Source organism: Sporomusa acidovorans, assembly GCF_900101845.1.
Lineage (GTDB): Bacteria > Bacillota > Negativicutes > Sporomusales > Sporomusaceae > Sporomusa > Sporomusa acidovorans.
On the sequence record NZ_FNAM01000007.1, the window covers coordinates 66,639 to 90,834 of the forward strand.

Genomic DNA, 24,196 nt, shown 5'->3' on the forward strand with positions numbered 1-24,196 from the left:
AAATTGTTTTTTGCAGGGCAACAACATCATCGAACCTCTTTCTATAGATTTTTTTTGAGCAGATGGTGCGAGAATTACCCATGCTGTCCTGAATTTAAGATAGAGAAAATCAGGCCCAGCCTATTTTTAGGCTGGGCCTGATTTTTTGCATTGCCAGAAAATATGGCCATTTCCTGGTAATAGGTAAGCACGCCTATACTCCCTAAAGAGGTACAGGCGGCTTCTAGCGGCGTCCGGAACGACTTGGCACAAGCCTTATGTCAGGGAATCATCCAGGATAATATGTAGGCTTGCAAATAGGTCATGATTCCCACGATAATAGCCAGAATAATGGAATGCATGACGGTAAAGCTGAATAAATCGCCTTCTTTGCCAACCAGGCCGGTAGCAGCAGTTGCTACGACAATACTTTGCGGGGAAATCATTTTGCCGGTTACGCCGCCGGAGGAATTGGCGGCAACCGTTAAAGTGGGGTCAACGCCTACTTGCTGAGCGGTAACAGACTGAAGGTTACCGAACAGGGCATTGGCCGACGTATCTGATCCTGTTAAAAATACCCCCAGCCAGCCAAGCCAGGCGGAGAAAAAGGGGAAAAATGATCCAGTGCCTGCTAAAAACAGTCCCAGGCTTGAGCTCATTCCCGAGTAATTCATAATATAGGCAAGGCCAAGAACGGCCGGGATGGTAATAAGGGGTTTGGTTAATTGCTTAAAGGTTTTGCCAAGAATGCTGAAAAACTGTCCGGGGCCGATGCCCAATACCATCGCCGACAGAATACTGGCAATAAATAACGCTGTGCCGGCGGCACTTAACCAGTTGATTTTATATACGGCCGACATGGGTGTCGGTGCTTTGACAATGGGGGCAACCTGCGTTACGGCATTATGCAGGCCGGGAACGTAGATAGATAGCGTGGGGGCGTCAAGGATAGCCTTAACCGGTTTTAGTCCCCATAAAATAACCATAACCGTCAAAATGATAAAGGGTGCCCAGGCGGTAATCAGTTCTCCGGCCGAATAGGCGGGGAGGGTGGTGGCTTTAGCTTTGCTGGCTTGTTCGCCGGGAAAGCGCCAAATAGTGGCAGGTTTCCAGGCATTCAGAAAAATGGTTAATGACAAAATAGCGGCGAGGGAGGAGAGAATATCCGGGAGTTCAGGGCCGAGATAGTTGGCCGACAGGTATTGAACGCTGGCAAAGGACAGACCGGCTAGCAGACAGGCAGGCATTACTTCCCAGGTTGCTTTCCAGCCGGACATCAGTACAATGAGCCAAATGGGGATAATTGCCGAAAGAAAAGGCAGTTGCCGGCCAACCATCTGACTTATTTTAAACGTATCAATACCGGTAACCTGCCCGGCTACGATAATGGGAATCCCAATACCGCCAAAGGCAACCGGTGCGGTATTGGCAATCAGGCAAAGGCCGGCCGCATATAACGGATTGAAGCCAAGTCCTACCAGCATGCCGGCAGATATGGCCACAGGTGTGCCAAAGCCCGCCGCGCCTTCCAAAAAGGCACCAAAGGCGAAGGCGATAAGCAGGGCCTGTAGGCGACGGTCATCTGTGATCGTGGCGATCGAGTTTTTAAGTATGTCAAATTTTCCTGTTTCCACCGTCATGTTATAGATAAAGATGGCAGTCAGTACAATCCAAAAGATGGGAAAAATACCGTAGGCGATTCCCATCAAGGCAGATAGGAAAGCGGTACTTACAGGCATTTTATAGATAAGCACAGCCACCAGAAAAGCAGCGATCAGTGCGGTTATGCCGGCAACTTGCCCGGGGGAACGGCGGATAGCCAATAAATAAAAAATGATAATGATCGGAATGGCTGCCGCCAAGGCCGATAAGAAAGTACTGGCTAATGGGACATATTCCTGCGTCCATGTCATGATATAACCCTCCTGAGCCTTCAAATTATCCGTTTCTATTATTCACCATCAGGATAAAAAAAACTCAGGATAATGCTGGATAAGCTGCGCAAACTATATATGATTGCAGCGATCTCACTTTATATGTTGGAGGTCCCAGGAAATGAAAGCATCCATATTTATTACTTGCATTTGTGACAGTTTGTATCCCCATGTCGGGGAAGCGATGGTGCGGGTGTTGGAGAAGCTGGGGGTAACATTGGATTTTCCCCCGGCGCAAACCTGCTGTGGTCAGCCGGCACTTAGCAGCGGTTATTGGGAAGATGCCCGGCCAATTGCTGAAAAAATGCTTACTATCTTCCAAAACAGTGAATACGTGGTTGCGCCGGCCGGGTCCTGTATCACTGCGGTTAAAGAATATTATCCGCTTTTATTTGAACACAACGCCGCGCAATACCGGCAAGCCAAGGATTTAATCGCTAAAATTTACGAGTTTAGTGAATTTGTGGTTAAAGTGCTAAAAAAAGAGGATGTGGGAGCAAGGTTTCCGCACAGGGTGACCTATCATTCCAGTTGTCATGCCCGCCGGTTCTTAAACACGGATCAATATGTCCGCACTCTGCTGAAAAACGTAAAAGACATTGATTATGTACCTTTGGCGCACGAAGAGGCTTGCTGTGGTTTTGGCGGAACATTTTCGGTGAAGTTGCCCGAAATATCGGAAGCTATGGTGGATGAAAAAGCGAGAAATATTCTGGAAACCAAAGCCGATGTACTTGTTGGTGTGGATTTAAGCTGCCTGATGAATATTGACGGCAGGCTGAAAAAACAACAGGCCAATGTGCGGGTAATACATATTGCCGAACTCTTAGATGAGGGGATGAGAACGTGAGTGAAAGACCGGTACTTCACCTGCGGGACAGAGCAGTCAAGGCTTTAAAGGATGATCAGATGCGGCAGGCAGTGCGTAAAGCAGTTGACCGGTTAAGCGGCAATAAGGATAAAGCCGCCCGTGAACTTCCCAACTGGGAGGAATGGCGGGAACAGACCAGGCTTATCAGACAGCATACCATCAGTCACCTGGATTATTATCTGAAAACCCTGACCGAGAATGTTAGAAAGGCAGGCGGTCAGGTTCATTTTGCCCTAACCGCCGAGGAAGCGCGCAAGATTATTACCGCTCTCTGCAAGCAGTATCAGGCCAAACAAATTGTAAAATCCAAGTCCATGGTTACAGAGGAAATTCATCTGAATCCGGCACTGACAGCAGCCGGCATGGAAGTGGTGGAGAGCGATCTGGCCGAGTATATCCTGCAACTGGCCGGTGAAACGCCTTCCCACATTATTGTGCCGGCCATCCACAAAAACCGCTATCAGATTGCCGAGTTATTTTCGCAGGTAGCCGGCGAGCAGGTAGAACCTGAAACCCCGGCGTTAACCGCATTTGCCCGTAAAGTTTTACGCGGCAAATTTATGAGTGCCGATATCGGTATTACCGGCTGCAACTTTGCTGTTGCCGAAACCGGCTCCATCACGCTGGTTACGAATGAAGGAAATGCCCGGCTGACAACAGCCCTGCCTAATGTTGTTATCAGTGTGATGGGGATGGAGCGGATCGTACCGACTTTTGAAGATCTGGAAACCGTATTGTCCATGCTGCCGCGCAACGCCACCGGCCAGAAGCTGACCAGCTATGTTTCGGTTATCAATGGCCCGCGCCGGCCGGGGGATATTGATGGCTGCGAAAAATTCCATGTAGTGATTGTCGATAACGGCCGTTCCCGGATGCTGGCAGATGAAGAATACCGGCAGGCTCTTCATTGTATCCGCTGTGGCGCCTGTTTCAACGTATGTCCTGTATATCGGCAAATTGGCGGCCATGCTTACGGGTCGGTCTATGGCGGGCCAATTGGTTCGGTCATTACCCCGCTGTTAGAAAATGACTTTGAGTTCTGGGGTGAACTACCTTATGCCTCGACTTTATGCGCCGCCTGCACCAGCGTCTGTCCGGCCAAAATTCCGCTGCAGGATTTACTGTTCAAGCTGCGGCAGCGGCGTGTGAGTGCCGGCCATACCCATGTATTTGAAAAGTTTGCTTTCGGTATGTGGAAGCGGTTTTTTAAGTTGCCCGGCACCTATAAATTTGCCATGAAAGCAGCTTCCATAGGACAAAAGCCGCTTGTCAACAATGGCTATATTAGTGCGCAATTACCTTTGCTTTCGAACTGGACCAACTCACGCTATATGCGGGCGGCCGCCGACACGACCTTCCGCGAGCGCTGGGAAAAACGCAAGAAATAGGTGAGCATATGACAGAGATTCATGAAGATATTGCCCAGGAAACACTGTTTTTACAAACAGTAGCTAACGCACTGGGGCGGGATAAGGTGCTTGCAGAAGCGCCGGCGCGGCGGGAGGCAGGCCCTCCGGCTTTTTGGCGGGAGCAACAATTTGAAAAGGAGCAGCCACTCGAACTATTCAAGACCAATCTGGAGGCTTTGACCGGTAAAGTGGCAGTTGTGCACGACAGGAATGAGGCAACCAATCAAATCCGGCTGTGGCTGAAGCTGCTGAATGCGAAAACCGCAATCGTCTGGGATCATCCGCAACTCCTTGACTATATTGAATTTTCCCGTCTGGAAGTAAAAACCACATATTGGAATACGGAAAAAGCCCGGCGCGAACTGATCGCGAGTGCCGAGCAGGCCGATGTCGGGATTACCTGGGCCCATTATGCCATTGGCTATACAGGCACACTGGCACTTTTCAACGGCGCCCATTCCGGACGGTCTGTGAGTTTACTGCCACCGTCCCATATTGCCGTAATGAAGAAGTCGGATATTGTGCCTACCATGTCTGTCGTCATGAGAAACCTTATAGAACGGCGAGGGCAAGGCGATCTGCCGTCCACCGTGGATTTTATTACAGGTCCCAGCCGCACTTCCGATATTGAAATGGATTTGTCGATCGGGGTGCATGGTCCGTTTCGCGTCTGGGCTGTGGTTATTGATGAACAGTAAAAAGGGTTGTGGTGAATCAATTTTCACCACAACCCTTATAAATTCCGCATACAGAAGTTTGCCCAACCTCTACTGCAAACTTTGCTCAAATTCTTGTTTCATTTCTGCCCGCAAGTTTTTATTGGTAAGGATATCGTAGCCGGTTAAGGCCATGGCCTTAGCACCACGCAACAGGGCCTGATGGGCGGCTGGTGTAAAGGTGGCTGCCGCCATTTTAGCCGTATGGGCAACTAAGGTTTCATCACCGATACCGACGTAGGGGTGAATGGCCGGGACAACATAGCTGATATTGCCCATATCAATCGAGCCAAAGGTTGCCGGCGGTGGATTGATGACGGCTTCGCCGATTGACAGCAGATTGGCGTTGAAGGCGGCAGATAATTTTTGATTGGTGTTCATATCGTCATAAGAGAGTTCATAATTGCTGACGGTTAGTGTAGCACCGGTGGCCAACGCTGCCGCCCGGGCACAGTTTTTTACTTTTTCAGCTACTTGATCAAGTGTTTTACGTTTTCTTGCCCGGACGTAAAATTGGGCGACCGCATAGTCTGGCACAACATTGGCGGCTACGCCGCCTTTGGTAATAATGCCGTGAATCCGCACGTCTGACGGGACATGCTGACGCAAGGCATTTATGGCATTGAAAGTTTGAATAACGGCGTCAAGGGCATTAATTCCCTTTTCCGGGGCGGACGCGGCATGGCTGGTTTGTCCCCGGAATTCAAACTGCAGCGCATCCATGGCCAAGGATACGCCGCTGGCATGAGTTTTATTATGGGGGTGAACAATGAGGGCTGCATCTACATCCGCAAGTATGCCATCACGGGCCATAATTACTTTAGCACCCATGGTTTCTTCCGCCGGTGTTCCCAAAACCATAATTTTGCCGCCAATATCGGCGAGTACCTTGCTAAGACCAATGCCGGCGCCGACCGCCATGGCCCCAATCATATTATGGCCGCAACCGTGGCCAATTTCCGGCAAGGCGTCATATTCAGCCAGGAAAGCGATTGCCGGGCCCGGTTTACCTGAATCGTAAACAGCCTTAAATGCTGTTTGATAGCCGCAAATATTCATGGCAATGGTAAAGCCGTGTTCCCTAAGTAATCCGGTAAGTTTGGCGGCGGACTGAACTTCCTGCGTTCCGAGTTCTGGATTGCGGCCGATTGAGTCACTGAGGGAAAATAAGGCGTCTTGCACATGATCGAGTTCTTGCATGATTTGATTTTTCACATTATCAGCTCCTTGCTTGTCCTAGAACGGACCCCATTTTATTAAAATGGCAGGTGTGATTGCCAGTAGACACATAATAAAGAAAACCACCTGCAGCGGCAATACCCATCTGGCCCATTTCGACCAGGGAATACCGGCCATGCCCAGGCAACCCATCAGCACGCTGGAAGTAGGGAAAATCATGTCGGTAAAACCATTGCCAAATTGGTAAATAAGCACTGTGGTCTGCCTGGTTATCCCGACTAAATCACCCAGCGAAGACATGATCGGAATGGTTAATGCCGCTTGTCCGGTACCGGAACTGACAAAAAAGTTAATGATTACCTGGACGACAAGCATGGCGTACCCGGAGACTAATGCCGGCAGACCGGCAAGGGGCGCGGCCATGGCGTTTAAAATGGTATCAATAATCTTGCCGTCGGTCGCTATGACAACAATGGCGCGGGCTAGGCCGACAATAATGGCGGTGCTTACCAAATCCTTAGCGCCACTGATAAAAGCTTCGGCGATATCATTAGTGCCCATTCTGACGGCTATCCCGGCTAAAATTCCCATACCCAGAAAGACCGCGGCAATTTCATCAATATACCATTCCCACTTTAAAACACCGAAAACGATGAGGGCCATACCGCCTACCAGCAAAGCCAGCACCCACTGTTGTCCTGTTGTCAGCGTTGCTTCGCTTTCCTGCAGATGCTGTAATTTTGCCCGGGTAACCTGATCCTCTTCATAGGTTGGGCTCAACTCAGGATTAGCCTTTACCCGTTTAGCATACCACATAACAAAGAGTATCGCGATGATTGTGCTTATAACCCAAACGACGGTGCGATACTCAATTCCGGAAAAGGCCGGCAGTTCCGAAATGCTTTGGGCAATGCCGACGGTAAAAGGATTAAGCATAGCCCCGGAAAAACCGGTTGTCGCCGCCAGAAACGGCATGCACATGCCGGTTATCCGGTCATACCCCATTAATAAGGCCATCGGCACAAAGATGCCGACAAACGGAATGGTTTCTTCCGACATACCAAAAACAGCGCCGCCGATGGAAAACATGGTCATGGTAATGGGAATGAGTAAAATTTCTTTGCCCTTTAAGGTACGGATCATTTTCATGATTCCCGCGTCAATTGCGCCCGTTTTCTGAATAACAGCAAAAGCACCGCCGACAATGAGAATAAAACCGGCGATATTTGCCGCCTTTTCCATACCTTTTAACGGCGACATAAAGACTTCCTTAATCCCTTGAGGCTTGCTTTCTACCTGATGATAGGTGTTGGCAACAACGATTGTTTTTCCGGCTTGGTTTTTTGCCCGGTCAAATTCACCGCCAGGCACAAACCAAGTAGCAGCCGCAACTAACAGGATGATGGTAAATATAATAGCAAATGTATGTGGCACACGAATTTCTTCTGCCTTTTTTTGCACGTTGTTTCCTCCTAGTTATGTAATCTCCCCGCAAGCAGCAGGGTCTATAATAAACCAGGCAATTATCCTGGGTATTTTCCCAATGAAATTTCCGCTATATCAAATCCAATAAAAATGTTGATCTGCCGGAGTGTTAGTATCGTTTCGCCGCGGGTGATTGGCTTACATTTTGCTAACACCTGTTGAATACTATATAGAAAAATAAAACGGTTGTGGGCGCTCCACAACCGTTTACCTGCAGGCAACTTGTTTTCCTGCAGGCAATATAGCGCTCCAACCGGGTCTAAGAACCGGGTGACAGTCAAGTATTTGTTCAATACAAGACCAGCAAAAGGTGTTGGCAGAACCTTTGCTTCGGCGGGTATTCCTTTCACCACAATTCATCGCCTGCCAGCTTATTGTGTTTACTGATAATGACCCGCGCCTCTATAATTTTTCTCTATATTGTTTTACTGCTCCGGTAATACTGGCACCGTATTAGCACCTTGCGGCATAAGGGTAATGGTATAATCTCGGCGATCCAGTATTTTTTCGGCAATTTTAATAGCTTCCTCCAGAGTCGTAGCGGCAATTAAACCGGCTTGCTCGATAAACTCTTTATTTTGCGGTAGAGTGACAATAATGTGAGGCACTTTTTTGGCGGCCAGACCGGTTTTGAGCGCAGTGAACCCTGGAACGGTAAAGGCTTTACGCAAGGCCATTTCACGGTTATAGAGGGACTTATAATTGAACCAACCGCTAAAATCAGGCGGTTCCGTAATATCACGGCATTCTAAGAGTGCAATGATAACCCCGTCGTCTTTGACAGCCAGGAAGGCATTTTCTGTCGTTTTAGTGGCCTGATAAAAATTAATATCCATAGGAAAGCCGCCGGCAGAAGCAATGACCAAATCGGCTTTGGCCTTTAACGGAACGCCGAAGATTTCCCGGACCAGCCTGCAGCCTTCCAGCCAGGCCGTATGCCAGTGACCGGCTACAAAACGGGCAAATTCGCCTTCCGGTGTGAACACCGCGTTGAGTAAAAAAACTTGTTTTAGCATGGAAACCATTTCCAGCATATCGTTATGCATCGGGTTGCGCTGCAGTTCACCGGCCGCACAGTAAGGATGAATGCCCTGACCAATAACCTCGTTTAAGCAGAGACTATGATTTTGCTGGATGCTGGCATAGCCGGCAACCCCGGGCATAATAGCTTTGCGTCCACCGCCGAAGCCTGCCATGGAATGGTAAATGATGCCGCCGGTAAGGATAACTTTATCAGCGGTAACAATATGCTGATTCAAATAAGTCTCTACCCCGGCCGAAGTTTTGCCTACATAGACAAAATCAGCGGCAGCGGGGGCATAGCTTTGGACAAGTTGAACCCGGGCAGCCGTCTCGCGGCCATACGTTATGAGGTTCTCCTGATCGGTATGTTCTCTATGGGAGCCGAGGCCGACAACCAAGGTAATGTTGCTGTCAGGTATGCCGGCATGGTTGAGTTCATCCAAAAGCGTTGGTAAAAATTCGGGATAATTAATCCATTTACGGGTAATATCACTGACAATGATCGCAACCTTGTCACCGTTTTGGACCACTTCTTGCAGGGGCGGTGAATCAATCGGCTGGCGTAAGGCCGATTGTACTGCCGCAGGCACATTGGTGATAGCTCTGGCTTTTTTGCCTGCAATGACCTGAAGAATCTGTTCTTCAGGCAGAGTAACGGCAATTTTTTTATCCCCAAAACTAAATGCATATTCTTTCAGCATGTCAAACCCCCTGCCTAGTCATATACTAGATTGCTTTTTATATTTCCTGCCTAGCATGAAAAATTTGTCAAAGAGTTTTACATTTTGAATCTTGCCGCCAGTGCATTGAGTTCCCCCGCCAATTGCGCCATAGATTCGGAACTGGAGCTGACTTCATGCAGGCTGGCACTTTGTTCTTCGGCTGAGGCCGCTACTGTCTGGGTGCTGGCACTGGTTTCCTCCGCTACGGAACTGATATTTTGGATGTTGTTGACGACTGACTGCATACCGTGGGCCGTTTCTTCCACGGCGTGACTAATCTGCTCTATGCCGGTTTTGACATGATCCAGCTTACTAATAATTGCCTGGAATCCCTGCTGGGTCTCGTCTGTGGCTGTTTTGCCGGCAACGACTTCGGCATTGGCCTTGGCTACTGCATCAACGGCAAATTGGATATCGTCAGTCATTTTGGCAATGATTTCTTCAATATGACTGGTCGCGGCCGCACTTTGCTCCGCCAATTTGCGAACTTCTTCCGCTACTACCGCAAAGCCCCGTCCGGCTTCACCGGCCCTTGCCGCCTCAATGGCGGCATTCAGGGCCAGCAGGTTGGTCTGGCCGGCAATATTGTGGATTGTGGTGACAATTTGCTGGATATCGTCAGAGCGTTTGACCAGGGATTCGGATACTTGTGTAATGTTGGTCATGGATTGTTCGACGGTATTGTTCTGAGCAACAAGTTTACTAATGAGCTGCATTCCCTGATTGGCGTCGTCAACTGCGTCCTGGGTGACATGATTAACTTCAGAAGCACTGGCACTCATTTGTTCGGCACCTGCGCCCACCTGTTGAATAACAGCGGAAATTTCGGTAATCTGATTGGTATTGCGGTCAGCGCCGGCAGCGATATCGGTAATGGTAGTGGCAATGCTTTCCGATACCTGCAGTTGTTCGTGAACTGAGGATGACAACTCCTCACTGGCGGCTGCCAGCATATCGGCACTATGTCGGACTAACTTAACATTGTCCCGCAGCGCATGTTTCATCTTAATGAGAGCCGCGGCCATGTCGCCGATTTGATCATTGCGGCTGGGGGGAAAGTCATCGCCGGCTAAGTCCATTTGACTGAGGGCCAGCAGGTCGCTGCTTAAGTTATTGATGCGGCTTGCCAGTTGGCGGCTATACCAGACCAATAAGGCAATGATGCTAAGAATACCCAGCGAACTGGAGCCAATCACCAGCTTAAACACCGCAGCCTGCCGTTCATTGAACTGGCTGACGCGCTGGTTAAGTCTATTGTTCTGGGCTGTCATGAGATCATTGAACAATTGATTAACGGTTTCGGTTTTATGGCGGGTTTCCGACAGGATGGCCGTATAGCCGGCATCCTGAGACTGCTTGAGAGCAATGGCCCGCTTAATGTCATCCGTATAGGAGAGCATGGCTTCCTGCAGTTTTTCTCCCGCCTGTTTGCTTTCGGCTACAGTCGTGGTGGCAGTAAATGTCTTAACCGCTTCCTGGCTTTGCTTGAGCAGTTTAATGGTTTCGACGGCATATTTTTCATCGCTATACGCCATATAACCGCGTAGATTGCTCAATCCCTCGTGAAAGTCGTCTTGGGCGCTTTGTAAAGCTATGGTCCGGGCCACGGTGCCGGATAGTAAAAGCTGATAATTGTTGCTGGTGGACTGAAATTCATAGAGAATTACTCCTAAAAGGATAACCATGAGTGTTAAGGCAGTTCCCATAAGTACGCCCAACTGAGCGCCGAGTGGTATACGTTGTTTCATTTGCTTTTTCCTCCTAATAGTGTTCTTTGTTAGTTTTTTATAATCTTGAAGCTGACAGTATCATGAGGTCCGGTACACGAAATATTTGTCGCTGCCGTGCAATTCCGGCCGGTTTGTTTGGCTTGGTACAACTGGATATCAACTTTGTCAACCAGGTGTTTTAGATCGTTTTCCTGTCCGGAAAAAGTATGTACGCCAAAACTGGCGGTGATACGAAGCGTGCCGGCCGAAGTGGTAAAGAAAGTTTCTTCAATCACTTTGCGTAGTTTTTCGGCAATTTTATAGGCCTGATATTCCGGGCAATTGCCGAGGACGATCAGGAATTCTTCGCCCCCATACCGGGCAACCCAATCTCCGGCTTTGCTGCGAATGTTGTTTTGTAGTTGAGCGGCAAAGTGCTTTAAAATTTCGTCCCCTACCGGATGACCGTAATGATCATTAATTTGTTTGAAATAATCAATATCCGCCATAATAACGGAAAAGGGTAGATTACGCTGCAGAGAGTGAGCAGCTTCCAGCGGCAGTTGTTTGTCAATATATCTCCGGTTATAAATATTGGTCAACGCATCTTTGATGGCCAGATCGTTGAGTTTGGCGATAGAACGATAAATATCCGTATTCTTTTCCGGTATAGGCGGAAAACTGGCTACTGCTTTTTCGCTGACACATTTTATGAGCTCCAGGGCTAGCGTGCGTCCGGCTGACTCTACGGGAATGGCGGTAACCATAAAAAATTGTTCATGGCGCATTTCAATTTTGAAAAAGGTTTCTTGTTGCCGGACTGCCTGTAAGGCAACACAATTATTACAAGCAATGGAACTGCTTCCTGTGTGGCAGCAGTCCCACTTGTGTTTGTCAGTATGGGAATTACCGGGAGGCAGGGGAACATCGGACAAAGGATCAATTATTCTTACAATGTCATAGTACTTTTCTAAAATAGGTATATCGTCAAATTGGCTTGTCAAAATACTTCCCTCCGGTATTATACTGATTATGTGCTGCCGTCAAAGCTAGGTATGGGCAAGTGGTTGATGGAATAAGCATTTCTATAATTAGTAAATGCAAGAAATATGCCAATTTAACTTAATTTTGCTATCCTGCTTCCTATTTTTTTACTGGTTGCATAACAAATGAGGATTAATTTACTCCACTATGTAACAAAATAATTTTTTTTGCGTAGTATTATGACAAAATTTACGGGAATTCGTTCGTACAAAAAGTTCTCACCTGGGAAGTTTTTGTGACTATTTTTGGACAAAAATGTACGCTTAATAGTATGTAAATTTTCCTGAGGTAATTTTGGGGAATCTTGGGCCATAATGGATTCGTGCTCCTTATAAATTTATTTAGCGATATGCGGGTAATTAACCACACACCTTTTTAATAATGCAAAAAGCATGCCAGGGTTAGCATGCTTCTTGTGTTTTATTCCGACTCTTTTGTTTTATGGCGCTTTTCTTCCAGCCTGTAGGAGAGCGCCCGGCGGGAAATTCCTAAATATTTGGCAGTAGCCGAATGGTTATTGTGGTGTGCCGCTAAAATTTTTAAGATAATATCATTGGTGTATTTTTTTAAGGGATAACCCTGTACGGGAAAAGGCAACTCCAATACATCGGTACGGCAAGGAGAAGCCGGCGGTGTTTCGCGGTGGCATTGTAGTTGTCCCATAACATGTTTTAGCTTTAGCTCCTTATCGTTATAGGCAAAAGTGGCATATTCAATAATATTTTGCAATTCGCGAACATTGCCAGGCCAGTCATATTCTTCCATAAGTCTGGAAGTTTGCGGATCAATGGCGGTAAAATGTTTTTTCTTGCGCCTTGAAAATTCCTGCAAAAACATAGTAGCCAATGGCAGAATTTCTTCTTTGCGATTTCTCAGCGGCGGAATGACAATGTGGGCGACCTTTAAACGAAAATAAAGATCTTTCCGGAAGGTTCCCTGTTCAACGCCTTGTTCCAGCGGTGCATTGGTCGCACAGATAACCCGGATATTGGTTTTGATTTTTTTTAAGCCGCCTACCCGGTAAAACTCTTTTTCCTGCAGCACACGGAGTAATTTTCCCTGCAAATCGGGGGGGAGCTCGCCAATTTCATCAAGAAACAGCGTTCCGCCGCGGGCCAAATCAAGCTTGCCCTTTGCGCCTTTGGTTGTACTACCGGTAAAGGAGCCCGCTTCATATCCAAACAGTTCACTTTCGAAAAGGGTCGGGGTAAGTGCCGCGCAATTGAGATCCACAAAAGGCGCGGCACTCAAAGGATCAAAACTGCTTCCATAATGGATGAGTTTAGCAATTACTTCTTTGCCTGTACCGGTCTCACCCTCAATTAAGACTGGAATAGAACGGTCAGCGTGAAGCTGTTTGGCTTGTTGGTAAATGGTTTTCATGCATTCTGAAAAAATGCCTACTGTGCCAAGCATGGTTTCCGCCACAATCTGCTTCATATGTACAAGTTCGCGCCGGGTTTCTTCCGTTGCTGCATGTACCTCGTCATGAAACCGCTCTGTCAGGGTTTTGTTCTCCCGCAACAGGGCCTGATGTTCGGCAACCCGTTCAATGACAGAGGCCAGTTCTTCCGGATTTATCGGTTTGGTCAGGTAATCATACACGCCGGCGCGCAATGCGGTAACGGCGGAGTTTAAGTCGGCATAGCCTGTAAAAACGACAATATCGGTTTTCCAGCCGTTGGGCAGTTTTTTTATGGCTGTAGCCAGTTCGATGCCGGTCATACCTGGCATCAGAATATCTGTCAGCACCAACGGGTAATCATCAAGAGAAAAATTTTTTAAGGCTTCTGTAGCACTGGCACATTCGGTTACTTCGTGGTCTTGGTGTCTTAAAAACCACAGCATAGTCTGAAGACTATGCCGCTCATCATCTACCAGCAATATCTTCATGCGCTATCCTCCCTTGCTAGTTAATAAAGATTGTTTCTCTATTTATATATCCCGTATTCAAGAAGTTTGCAGGCGCAGGCAGGTGGTGTAGCTTGTGCACGTTGTATCTAGGAACGGCTACTTGTGGCGAAAATAAGAAAAAAGACTGCTCGCGTGCAGCATAACAACAATATGTTATGGCAACCTGGCAGTCATCAATCATGACGATTCTTAGACCCATAGTTTTGCGTCCTTATCTTTCGATAAGTTTGCCGGGGGAGTATAGACAATAGCTTATTTATTTATTGGCGGATTGTTACCATACCGGATTAATGAACTAAGATTTTTTATAATCCCGGCAAGCAGATCCGCCTGGCAGGATATATTTTTCATACACTCCATAATTTCTTCGTCAGGCAGTTTTTTCCCTTGATTTAATAAAAACAAGATACCACCGGCAGTCATTTTTATTGAATTAAGCGGTTGATTCAGGTCATGCAATAATTTTGCCGGCAATTGGGCTGACGAACTATCTATAGGCTTGGCTTGATTATCCTTGGTAAGAGCAGCTAGGAGTGTTTCAGCAAAATTTTCATCTTTGATCATGTAGGTGATGCCGAGTTCGGTCGCCTTTTTTATAATGACTTCGTTCATTTCACTCGTTAAAATGAGAAACGTAGGATCAGAATAGAGGGAATGAACCTTTTCATAGAGGTTCATTCCGTTAGTATCCGGTAAATACATATCGGAGATAATTGCTCCATAGTTGTATTGCTGCAGCATTTTCAGCGCTTCTGCACCGCTTTCTACGCCGGTAACTTCATAATTCTCTGTTTCCAGCAGCAAGACAATCATATCCCGCATAAAAGGATCGTCTTCAATCAGCAGTATTTTTGTTAGGGCAGTCTTGCCGGAATTTTTATTTTCAGTCATGGTTATTCCTTTCCAACCTACTAACCGATGAGATTTTGCAGTGTTTCAATAAGATTATTTTGATCGAAAGCGCCTTTGACAATATAGGCGCTGGCGCCAACCTGAATGCCACGCCGTTTGTCTGCCGGCGTTTCCCGGGAAGTTACAATGATTACCGGAATCTGGCGATAACGTTCATCCTGGCGCAATTGCGATGTAAGGCTAAAACCGTCAATTCCCGGCATTTCGACATCAGTTACAACAGCATCATATACTGTTCTGCCAGTTTTTTCAATAGCTGCCTGCCCGTTTTCCGCCAAATCGACTTGGTAGCCATAGGATTCCAGGATATTTTGGACAATTTCCCGGGTGTTGGCAGAATCATCGACAACCAAAACGGTTTTGCTGTGTTTTTGCGGGGCTGGTTTTAATAGAGTGCTCGCAGCTGAATTTGTTTCGCGGGCTTGCTTGATGAGTGCAGAAGCAGTAAGTACACTGATTACCTCATCGTTGCTGCCGATTGTAAATCCGGACAGCAGGGCAAGATGTTGTAACGAAGAGGGTAAGGGTTTGATCACCATGTCGGCTTCATTGATGACGGCATCTACAATCAGTCCCAATTTTTCCGCACCGGAGGACAGTAAGACAATCAGGTACTCGGTTCGTTCCTGCGGCACACTTTCCGGGCAATTCAAAATAGCTCCCAGCTCTTCTAACGGGACAATTTGTTCCCGTATATAAAACGCCCGTTTGTTGATAACCTGGATAACCTCTGCGGCAGATAACAGGATGATTTCTTGAACCGTGTAAGCCGGCAAGGCAAAGGTATGACTGCCGGCGGCAATCAGCAAGAGGCGTGACAAGGCCAGCGTAATGGGAACATTGAGGTGAAAAGTCGTGCCTTTTCCCGGTTTTGTCCGGATACTTACCGACCCTTTAAGGGTTTCCGTGATCGTCTGTCTGACAATATTCATGCCAACCCCGCGCCCGGATATGTCCGTAATAATGGGACTGGTGCTAAAACCGGGTACAAAGAGCAAATCCAGCAATTCCGTATCAGTCAATTTATTCACAGCCGTTTCTGTTAACAAGCGCTTCTTAACGGCGGTCGTTTTGATGGTGGCTACATCAATTCCGGCACCGTCATCTTCGAGGCTGATGGTAACTCCCCCTGAATTGTAATAGGCGGACAGGCGAATTACCCCCCGCGCTGTTTTGCCTGCCAAAACCCGGTCGTTTGGCAGCTCAATTCCGTGATCAACCGCATTGCGGACCATATGGAGCAAGCAGTCGCCCAACTGTTCAATAATTTTTCGGTCAAGCTCAGTATTGCCGCCGGCAACCTGAAATTCAATCTCTTTACCGGTCGTGCGGGTAAGATCTCTAACCGCACGGTTGATTTTAGTAAAGATCGTTGAGAGCGGCAGCATCCGCATTTTCAAGGACTGTTCCTGGAGGTCCGCGATCAACCGGGTTTCAACAACCGTGTCATTGTTTAGGAAGTTTTGCATTTTTATTAATTCCCTGTGCAGTGTGGTCAGCCGTTCTGTCAGTTCCGGGTGCGCTTGTTCGGTTTGCGCTGTTACTAATGTTAGACTTGCCGCCGATAAACGTGTGGTATCTTGTAAACGTGACAGTTGTTGTTGTTTGCGGTATTGAAAAGAAATCATTTCCCCCATGAGTTGGACCAATTCATCTAATCGTTCGGCACGGATCTGCACGAAATGATCATGGGGCGGGGACGAAGCGCCCAGGGGAGGCGGCGCATTACTCTCAGGCAACGGCAGGGAAACCCTTTGCTCTGGATAGTGCAGGTTGCTGGAAGCTTCATTCTTAATCATTTTCTCCAATTCGGAACAAATTGGCGGCAGAATGTCCGGTAATGGCCTGTCCGTCGTGGCAGCAGCAACAATTAATTCGCGTGTAGCGTCGGTGCCCTTTAATAAAAGATCCACGACTTCGCCGGACGGGTGTATTTGCCCATTGCGCAGTTGTTCCAAAACATCTTCAATCCGGTGGGCCACTTCCGCTATGGTTGTTAATTTTAGCATTCTGGCGGCACCTTTTATTGTGTGAGCACTGCGAAAAACCGAATTAAGGGTTTCTCTGGAGAAGCCATCCTTTTCCAGCATAAGTAGTTCTTTTTCAAGCTGATCGCAATGTTTGGCCGCTTCCGCGGCAAATTTTGCTGTGAACAATTTCATATCTAGTGCCATAACCGGATACTCCTCCTTTCTGTAAGGGTTTGTGAGCCTTAATTTTGTAATTTTGCCAGATTATGCTTGCATAGCTGAATAAAGTCGTCCTGTTGAAAAGGAACTGAAAAAAAACTTAAACCATGTTTTACAAAGTTGCCCTGCTTAAGTATTTTTATAGTTATTTCATATTCCCGTTGGGCGTAAGTGTCTTCTTCCTGGAGTTGATAGACTTCCGCCAAATAAAAGTGAGCCAGCCAGCATTCGGGAGCTACATAGATCGCTTCTCTAAACCGTTGCATTGCTTCAACCGGTTGTCCGGCAAGCTTTGTTGCCATGCCCAACAACAGATAGGCTTCCAGGCAAAGAGAATCTATGGACAGTGCCTGCCGACAAAACTGTACGGCAGCTTCAAGCTGCTCTTGATTAAGCAAAATAGTAGCTTTCAAGGTATAGGCCTTAACATAAGAGGAATCGAGGGCAACGATTTCGTCGAGACGGTTAAGTGCCTCCTTATATTGTTTGGATTTTAGCAAATCCAGCGCTGCGGCAAACAGTTGCCGGCAGCGAGTACCCTTACTATCCGTAGAAGAGAGCGTCTTAGTCCTTGTTACACCGGCGCAGCGGCAATGAGGGATAATTTTAGAAATTTGTTTTTTTCGTAGTGATGGGAAAGCTGGTCGCAACTGTTTGTTAACTGTAGGTTGTCTGCCTGTTGTGGGGAGCATTCTGGCGACAGTTTGACCAGGCAGCGAGTTGCCAGCCTGCTTCTGATAGTAGAAGGTTTCGCCATTTTTGATTAATGGAATTTTTCTATTATTATGGTATAAAGTTTCCGTGCAGCTTAGAAATAAGCAACCGTCAATATTCAGCAAATCGGCCAAACGCTGAAAGAGTGCTTTCCGCTGTTCTTTAGAAAAATAAATGGAAACATTCCGATAAAATATAATATCCAAACTTGGCATCCAGTCAGGATAAGCTTGTTCAAATAAGTTTAATGTCTCAAACCGTATTTTTTCTTTAACAGCGTGTTTAATCATAAATTGTTCTTTCTTTACGCGATAAAAGTACTTATCCCGGATAGCTTTGGGACAGGAACGGAAAGAATATAAGCCATAAACGCCGGCTTGTGCTTTTTTTATGGCTTTTTCATCAACGTCTATGCCAATGACCTCAAAGTCCCAGTCAATTCCCGCCCCAGGCACAGCCAGAGCAGCTATTGCCAGCGAATAGGCTTCTTCGCCTGTTGAACAACCGGCGCTCATTAGACGAAGAAATGGATAGGGACTCCTAGCTTTTACTAACTGGGGAATGAGTTCCCGGCTTAAAATAGTAAAATGCGAAGGCTCGCGAAAAAAATAAGTTTCGTGAACAGTTAAAAGATTTACAAGGAGTAATAATTCCTTTGGCTGTTGTTCAATGAGCTGCAGATAATCGCCAATACTAGTCATTCTGCAGGTTTTCATCCGCATTTGGATAGCTTCTTGCAATAGCTTTAACCGTTGCTGACGAAATTCCAGACCATATTGTTTGTTAATGAACAAACTGATTTTTTCTAACTCATACATCGTAATTCAGTTGCCTTCCTAACCATAACCTATTACCTTGGTTAATATCGACGAAATATCATTGGCGGCGGCGATATAATCGGCTAAACCGCTTTCAATTACCAGTCTGGGCATATTGTAGATCAGTGAAGTTTGCTCATTTTGCGCGATGGTAATTCCGCCGGCTGCTTTGATGGCCTGCATTCCGTTAACCCCGTCCTGCCCCATACCTGTCAGAATGATGCCCACCGCCGCCTCACGGTACTTATGGGCGATAGAAGAAAGCAGCCTGTCACAGGAGGGATGATAAATTTGTCCAGGGAAAAAAGGCGAAAGCTCAATGGTGCCGTTTATCGTCACCTGCGCATTGTATTCCGGCGGGGCAATGAATACTTTGCCTGCGGCCAGCGGCTCCGCTTGCGAGGCGACTTTTACGGTAAGTGGGGTTTTATGGTCAAGCCAGTCAGCCAAAGCTTCGGCAAAACCTTCGGAAATATGCTGGGCGATTATGATGGGAACCGGAAAATCGGCAGACAACTGGGAAAGAATGATTTCCAATACCCTTGCGCCGCCTAAGGAAGAGGCAATGGCTATTACTTTGACATGCCGGTTTATTTGATCTTTTGGGGCGGCAGTTTGCGATTTTAGCTGTTTCCTGCGGCTGATATGGCGAATGACTTTGACCCCGACCAGTAGTTTGATTTTGCGGATAAACGGCAGATAATGCGCTGCCTGGATGCTAGGTTTTTCAATAACGTTCTTGGGAGTTTTCATAACGTTTCCGCCTACCCGCCGATTTGATTCGCCGCCGTAGTTTTTTTGCCGCCATCGACGACAGCTTCCAAGTCTTCGGCCAGATTCGTCAGTTCCTTACTAATATTTTTGGTTTGTTGGATGGCTGCCGTATGGTCATTTGTCCCTTGCTTTATTTGCCTTAACGCGGTTAGTACCTGTTCACCCGCTGTCTGCTGCTGCTGAATAGAGAGAACAATCTGCTGGACGGCATCTGTCGTCTGATCCGCCGCATGCTCAATATCATAAATAATAGAAACCGTGCGTTCCGAATAAGCCATTCCCTCTTCAATTTCTTTCGTATTCTTTTCCGAAGCGACCACTTGCCGGCTTACCGCCGCTACGATTTCATTAATTTTTATTTCAATTTCTTTGGTTGACGCCATGACACTGTCTGCCAGACGCCTGATTTCCAGAGCAACTACGCCGAAGCGTTTTCCCGCTTCACCCGCGCTGGCGGCTTCTAAAGCAGCATTAAAGGCAATCAGCCGGGTTTGGTTGGCGATATCGTTAATCAACTCTCTGACTTTGTTTATTTCATTTGATTTATGACCTAATGCCACAATTTCTTTGATATTTACCTGGTTATCATGGTAAATTTCTTTCATTTTTGCCATTAGGGCATCCACTTCCGCAACTCCCTGACGGGTTTTTTCCAAAGTTTGCGCAGCGCTGTCGGCAACACCCTGGCTGTGATTCGTAATAAGAACGGCAGATGAGGAAAATTCCTCCATGGTTGCGGATATCTCACTGACCGAGGAGGAGAGCTCAATAGAGAAGCTGGCCTGATTGGTAACGGTTTCGTCTATTTTAGCTGCATAGGTATTTACTTTGGTGATGGCGCCGGCTAACGGTTTAGTTATGTAGCGGTTGATGAAGAATATGGCGGAAATGATAATCAGTACCAGGGCAAAAACCGTTATCAGCAAATACCGTTGAATGGTGCTCCGTACTTCCTGCTGAATATCATTTTTTTCTTTATTCATAGCGGACTCTACGTCATTTAGATATTCACCCGTTACCACAAGCCAATTCCATTTACCGATAACTTTGCCATAGGACAATTTTGATTCTACTTTCGCGGTTTTGGGATTAAGCCAGGTGTACTGAATGGTGCCTTCTCCGTTTTCACGGCATTGTTCAAGCAGGGTCGGCCAAAAAACATGGTTATCGGCATCTTTGATTACTGCTAGCGGTTGGCCTTCCAAGCTTTGGTCAATATGCACAGCCATACTGCCGTTCATATTGATGACTAAAAAGTAACCGTCATCCCCATAGCGGACATTGCGGACAAATTGTTTTGCCTCTTCTTCCGGCAGGAAAGAAATAGCACTGGAAATGGCTTCCACAAGATCTTTCATGTTGTCGATTTTTTGTTTATAAAGCAGTTCCCGATATTCCTGTACGCGGATCTCGCCGCGTTCAAGGGTACCGGTAACAGAAACGAAAGACAGTACTGCGACCAGACAGCATAGAAAAAGAGCCGTAAGTCCGATTAATTTACCTTTTAGGCTGCAGTTCATGGTTATACCCTCCTTGTTGAATAAATTACGTTATACCTGTTTGCCAGTGCTGCCCGTAAAGTGCATATGCATAAACGATTGGTTTTTGTAAAAATCAATGAGTATGATCAGGTCGCGTTCCTGTGGCAACAAGCCCCATACGCCTTTTTTTTCTGCAGAACCGGTTAACATAGCAGGCAGACTGCAAATACTGCCGATGTTACAGGTTGCAATCTCATCAGGTTCGGTAATAAGAATTGGTGTTTGCAACTTGTGCTTGATAAGCAGTATTTTTGGATATCTGCAGGACGCAAGCGAAGTTGTGTCCAGTAATTCTGCTAAACTTACGGCAGGTAGAGCGGCATCAGCATTTTGCAAATGGGCAATCTGGTCCAGGTCGATTCCATAACGGTTAGCTCCTAGTGAGACAATCAATAATTGAAGTTCGTTTTGTTCCATTGTGGCAGCCCCGTTATGAATTGACTTTCTCTATAATCATGACAGCGTCCAAAACAGTGACCGGTTGATTATCATAATCAAACTGACTGCTTGCAAACTGTCTGATATGCTCATTAAGCGTTGGCAGTATCGGCTTGTTTTGCGAGGCAGGCACTTCGACAACGTCGATAATGTTATCAATCAGAATACTGTTTCGTTCGTCGCCTGAACGTAGCATCACCAGGTAAGCGCCGGTTGCTTCCTGCCCTGGTTTAGCTATTCCCAGGATTTGTTTTACATCAAGTACAGCAGCTATGTCGCCGCCTATATTCACCACACCCGGGATAAAGGCATTTGCCCCGGGAATCCAGGTTAGCTGCGTGAAAGGAACTATCTGGCGAGCATGGCTGTCGGGGAAAGCGAATAAATATTCAGCAAGCTGAAAAATAAAGAAGCTAATCCGGCCTTCATCAACGTCCATTTCTTTTTTTTCGTATTGCTGGTCACTCATCTGTCTGAGAATCGTATCGCTTTTTAGCGGTTTATTAGTCAACTTGTCGCTTGCCTCCCTTACTATACTATAGTTCTACTATAGCATGAAGCTGTTTTACCTTACCAGTGTTTTTTCATGGCAGCAGCCAGGGAAATGACAGTTATGCAGGAACAGGCAGAAAGGTAAGCCGGGGTTGCTAACTGGACGAATGCTTAATTTGGTGGTAATATTGAAATAATACCCTTTTGCTAAAGGAGTTTGGAATTTATGAGTGCGTTAAAATCAAATATGCTGCTGTTGCTTGCGGCTGCAATCTGGGGATTTGCGTTTGTAGCGCAGCGGGTAGGCATGGACCATGTCGGTCCGTTTACGTTTAACGGCGTTCGGTTTCTGTTAGGCAGTTTTTCTTTATTGCCCCTGATTTTCTACTTTCGTAATAAACCGCAATCATCGGGACAAACCGTCCCCAGGGGATCTTTATTGCCCGGCTTTTTAGCCGGTTTGGTTTTATTTACGGCAGCTTCACTGCAGCAAATTGGACTTATGTATACAACCGCAGGCAAGGCTGCTTTTGTCACTTGTCTGTATATTGTACTTGTGCCGATTTTCGGGATATTTCTCAAGCAACGTGCCGGTAAAAGCATCTGGTTTAGTTCCCTGTTAGCGGTGGCCGGCTTGTATTTGCTGTGTGTCAAGGAAAGTTTTTTTATTTCTTATGGTGATTTCCTGCAGCTAGTGGGTGCTTTATTCTGGACGGCGCATATTTTACTGATTGACCATTTTTCCGGACGTGTGGATGCATTACAGTTATCTTTGTTTCAGTGTATTACCTGCGGCTCTTTGAGTTTGGGCACGGCGTTTTTATTGGAAACGGTAACCCTTGAAGGATTAAGCGGAGCCTTGATCCCTATTCTTTATGGCGGTTTCGGTTCTGTGGGAATTGCTTATACGCTGCAAATCGTTGGGCAAAAGTATTCGCCGCCGGCGCATGCCGCCATTATTCTCAGTATGGAAACAGTTTTTGCCACTTTGGGCGGCTTTTTGCTGCTTGACGAACGTCTGGGGTTTAGGGAACTGGTCGGTTGTGCGCTTATGCTGGCAGGCATGTTGTTGACGCAACTGCAAAGTATCCAGTCAGCGGTCAAAGAAGGTATAGCGGAAGAAGCTGGTGGCAAGGCGAGTTGAGTGAGCAGTGAACTACTGCCCGAAATCAATTTTTTACAATACACCTGCAATCCGGGATGATAGGATAGAAAAAAATGCAGGAAGGTGTTATTTATGCGGGAGAATATGGGAGAAATGCAAACCAACACGGGGTTAGGAGATAAGAAATACATACTGGCCAACTTATTAATGGCCGTGACGATTCTCTTTTGGGGAATATCCTATGTAAGTATCAAAATTACGGTAACCGAAGTGCCGCCTGTTACCATGGCGGCCATTCGGTTTATAATTGCCTCAGTCTTATTGTGGGGACTGCTAAAACGGCTTGAACCTGAGGCAAAACTGGCTAAAGCCGACCGGTTGCCGATGGCTTTAGCCGGTTGCCTGGGCATTACACTTTATTTTTATTTTGAGAACATCGGCGTAAAACTGACGACAGCCGCCAATGCCTCACTTATAGTCACTATCATTCCTATTTTGGCCATTGGCCTGGATATTTTGTTTTTTGGCGCCAGGGTATCGGTACTCAAACTGGTGGGAATCGCTATTGCGATTGTTGGTACCTATTTTTCCGTTACAGCCAACGGTGAACTGGACTTAAAATCCGCCAATTTCGTGGGAAATTTACTGGTGGTGGGAGCGATGCTTTCCTGGACCTTTTATACACTTGCCAGCAGATCGCTGCAGAAAAAATATTCAGGAATGTGCATGACCACGTATCAGACGATAATTGGCACAGCGCTTCTCATTCCGCTGGCTCTCACCGAACGAAATGAGTGGCACGCATTTTCTTTACAGGCATGGGGGCATATTTTATTTTTGTCGGTATGCTGTTCGGTGCTTGGCTATCTGTTTTATATGTATGTCCTCAAACAGTTGGATGTTGCCATTACCACGTTATATCTTAACTTAGTTCCCGTGGTTGGCGTAATCAGCGGCTATTTTATTCTCGGTGAAAATGTGTTGCCTATTCAGATGGCCGGAGGGGCATTGACCCTGTTGGCAATTGTTGTTATGAATTTTGAGAAAGCAAGACAAAAAAATATGGAAGAAGATGCGGTAAAAGAGGTATAATTTCCCGGGGAATAGTCGAATTTTGCTTGAGTAAAGAAGACAAAATCTGAATCTATAGAAAAAACGATAATTGGTCAAGCTGGCAGTAACATTCGCTGGTAATAGTTGAACTCCGATTTTACTGGCGCCCTGCTTG

General features: G+C 46.7%; 19 protein-coding genes and 2 riboswitches. Of the genes, 5 read left to right on the forward strand and 14 right to left on the reverse strand.

Features of this window, described 5'->3' with window-relative positions; all coding sequences use genetic code 11:
- Window positions 1-260: 260 nt before the first annotated feature.
- Complete coding sequence (locus tag BLR65_RS07205) at window positions 261-1,892, reverse strand: L-lactate permease (protein ID WP_093793517.1); 1,632 nt, start codon at window positions 1,890-1,892, stop codon at window positions 261-263.
- A 142-nt stretch (window positions 1,893-2,034) separates the two neighbouring features.
- Between BLR65_RS07205 and BLR65_RS07210 the strand changes: the two genes are divergently transcribed.
- The 3 genes from BLR65_RS07210 to BLR65_RS07220 are packed head-to-tail and all read left to right on the forward strand — an operon-like array spanning window position 2,035 to window position 4,891.
- Window positions 2,035-2,763: a (Fe-S)-binding protein gene (locus BLR65_RS07210; protein ID WP_093793518.1), complete on the forward strand. Its 729-nt coding sequence runs from the start codon at window positions 2,035-2,037 to the stop codon at window positions 2,761-2,763.
- Window positions 2,760-4,172 (forward strand): LutB/LldF family L-lactate oxidation iron-sulfur protein, encoded by a 1,413-nt coding sequence (locus tag BLR65_RS07215; RefSeq protein WP_211285217.1) that lies wholly within the window; start codon window positions 2,760-2,762, stop codon window positions 4,170-4,172. Before BLR65_RS07210 ends, BLR65_RS07215 begins: the two co-directional genes overlap by 4 nt.
- 8 nt (window positions 4,173-4,180) lie before the next feature.
- Window positions 4,181-4,891 (forward strand): LutC/YkgG family protein, encoded by a 711-nt coding sequence (locus BLR65_RS07220; RefSeq protein ID WP_093793519.1) that lies wholly within the window; start codon window positions 4,181-4,183, stop codon window positions 4,889-4,891.
- A gap of 69 nt (window positions 4,892-4,960) precedes the next feature.
- On the opposite strand, the gene BLR65_RS07225 is transcribed toward BLR65_RS07220, so the two are convergent.
- The 13 genes from BLR65_RS07225 to BLR65_RS07290 form a co-directional block, all read right to left on the reverse strand.
- The gene (locus tag BLR65_RS07225; protein WP_169716968.1) at window positions 4,961-6,124 is read right to left on the reverse strand and encodes a M20 family metallopeptidase; all 1,164 of its coding nucleotides are present in this window, start codon (window positions 6,122-6,124) and stop codon (window positions 4,961-4,963) included.
- A gap of 21 nt (window positions 6,125-6,145) precedes the next feature.
- Entirely contained in the window at window positions 6,146-7,549 is a 1,404-nt protein-coding gene (locus tag BLR65_RS07230) for a YfcC family protein (RefSeq protein ID WP_093793520.1), read from the reverse strand.
- A gap of 258 nt (window positions 7,550-7,807) precedes the next feature.
- A riboswitch (Lysine riboswitch) is annotated at window positions 7,808-7,986 on the reverse strand.
- 12 nt (window positions 7,987-7,998) lie between these two features.
- On the reverse strand, window positions 7,999-9,297 hold the full coding sequence (gene larAH10, locus BLR65_RS07240) for an NPN-dependent 2-hydroxyacid racemase, LarAH10 family (RefSeq protein ID WP_093793522.1): 1,299 nt from the start codon (window positions 9,295-9,297) through the stop codon (window positions 7,999-8,001).
- 77 nt (window positions 9,298-9,374) lie between these two features.
- Complete coding sequence (locus BLR65_RS07245) at window positions 9,375-11,066, reverse strand: methyl-accepting chemotaxis protein (protein ID WP_093793523.1); 1,692 nt, start codon at window positions 11,064-11,066, stop codon at window positions 9,375-9,377.
- 29 nt (window positions 11,067-11,095) lie between these two features.
- Complete coding sequence (locus BLR65_RS07250) at window positions 11,096-12,031, reverse strand: GGDEF domain-containing protein (protein WP_093793524.1); 936 nt, start codon at window positions 12,029-12,031, stop codon at window positions 11,096-11,098.
- Between the two features lie 460 nt (window positions 12,032-12,491).
- Window positions 12,492-13,964 (reverse strand): sigma-54-dependent transcriptional regulator, encoded by a 1,473-nt coding sequence (locus tag BLR65_RS07255; RefSeq protein WP_093793525.1) that lies wholly within the window; start codon window positions 13,962-13,964, stop codon window positions 12,492-12,494.
- A 175-nt stretch (window positions 13,965-14,139) separates the two neighbouring features.
- A riboswitch (cyclic di-GMP riboswitch) is annotated at window positions 14,140-14,227 on the reverse strand.
- Window positions 14,228-14,237: 10 nt separating this feature from the next.
- Window positions 14,238-14,876: a response regulator gene (locus BLR65_RS07260; protein WP_093793526.1), complete on the reverse strand. Its 639-nt coding sequence runs from the start codon at window positions 14,874-14,876 to the stop codon at window positions 14,238-14,240.
- Window positions 14,877-14,896: 20 nt separating this feature from the next.
- Window positions 14,897-17,071 (reverse strand): hybrid sensor histidine kinase/response regulator, encoded by a 2,175-nt coding sequence (locus BLR65_RS07265; protein WP_093793527.1) that lies wholly within the window; start codon window positions 17,069-17,071, stop codon window positions 14,897-14,899.
- Window positions 17,072-17,109: 38 nt separating this feature from the next.
- Complete coding sequence (locus tag BLR65_RS07270; RefSeq protein ID WP_093793528.1) at window positions 17,110-18,618, reverse strand: CheR family methyltransferase; 1,509 nt, start codon at window positions 18,616-18,618, stop codon at window positions 17,110-17,112.
- An 18-nt stretch (window positions 18,619-18,636) separates the two neighbouring features.
- Window positions 18,637-19,371 carry a CheB methylesterase domain-containing protein gene (locus BLR65_RS07275; RefSeq protein ID WP_093793529.1) on the reverse strand — a complete coding sequence of 245 codons (735 nt, stop codon included), beginning with the start codon at window positions 19,369-19,371 and terminating at the stop codon, window positions 18,637-18,639.
- Window positions 19,372-19,382: 11 nt separating this feature from the next.
- Window positions 19,383-20,912: a methyl-accepting chemotaxis protein gene (locus tag BLR65_RS07280; RefSeq protein WP_093793530.1), complete on the reverse strand. Its 1,530-nt coding sequence runs from the start codon at window positions 20,910-20,912 to the stop codon at window positions 19,383-19,385.
- Between the two features lie 30 nt (window positions 20,913-20,942).
- Window positions 20,943-21,350 (reverse strand): hypothetical protein, encoded by a 408-nt coding sequence (locus BLR65_RS07285; protein ID WP_093793531.1) that lies wholly within the window; start codon window positions 21,348-21,350, stop codon window positions 20,943-20,945.
- A 13-nt stretch (window positions 21,351-21,363) separates the two neighbouring features.
- The gene (locus BLR65_RS07290; RefSeq protein ID WP_093793532.1) at window positions 21,364-21,882 is read right to left on the reverse strand and encodes a chemotaxis protein CheW; all 519 of its coding nucleotides are present in this window, start codon (window positions 21,880-21,882) and stop codon (window positions 21,364-21,366) included.
- Window positions 21,883-22,089: 207 nt separating this feature from the next.
- Here BLR65_RS07290 and BLR65_RS07295 point away from each other — a divergent pair, with 207 nt between their 5' ends.
- Both BLR65_RS07295 and BLR65_RS07300 read left to right on the forward strand, forming a co-directional pair.
- A complete protein-coding gene (locus tag BLR65_RS07295; RefSeq protein WP_093793533.1) occupies window positions 22,090-23,007 on the forward strand; it encodes a DMT family transporter in 918 nt (305 codons plus the stop codon).
- A 93-nt stretch (window positions 23,008-23,100) separates the two neighbouring features.
- Complete coding sequence (locus BLR65_RS07300) at window positions 23,101-24,060, forward strand: DMT family transporter (protein ID WP_093793534.1); 960 nt, start codon at window positions 23,101-23,103, stop codon at window positions 24,058-24,060.
- Window positions 24,061-24,196 lie beyond the last annotated feature (136 nt).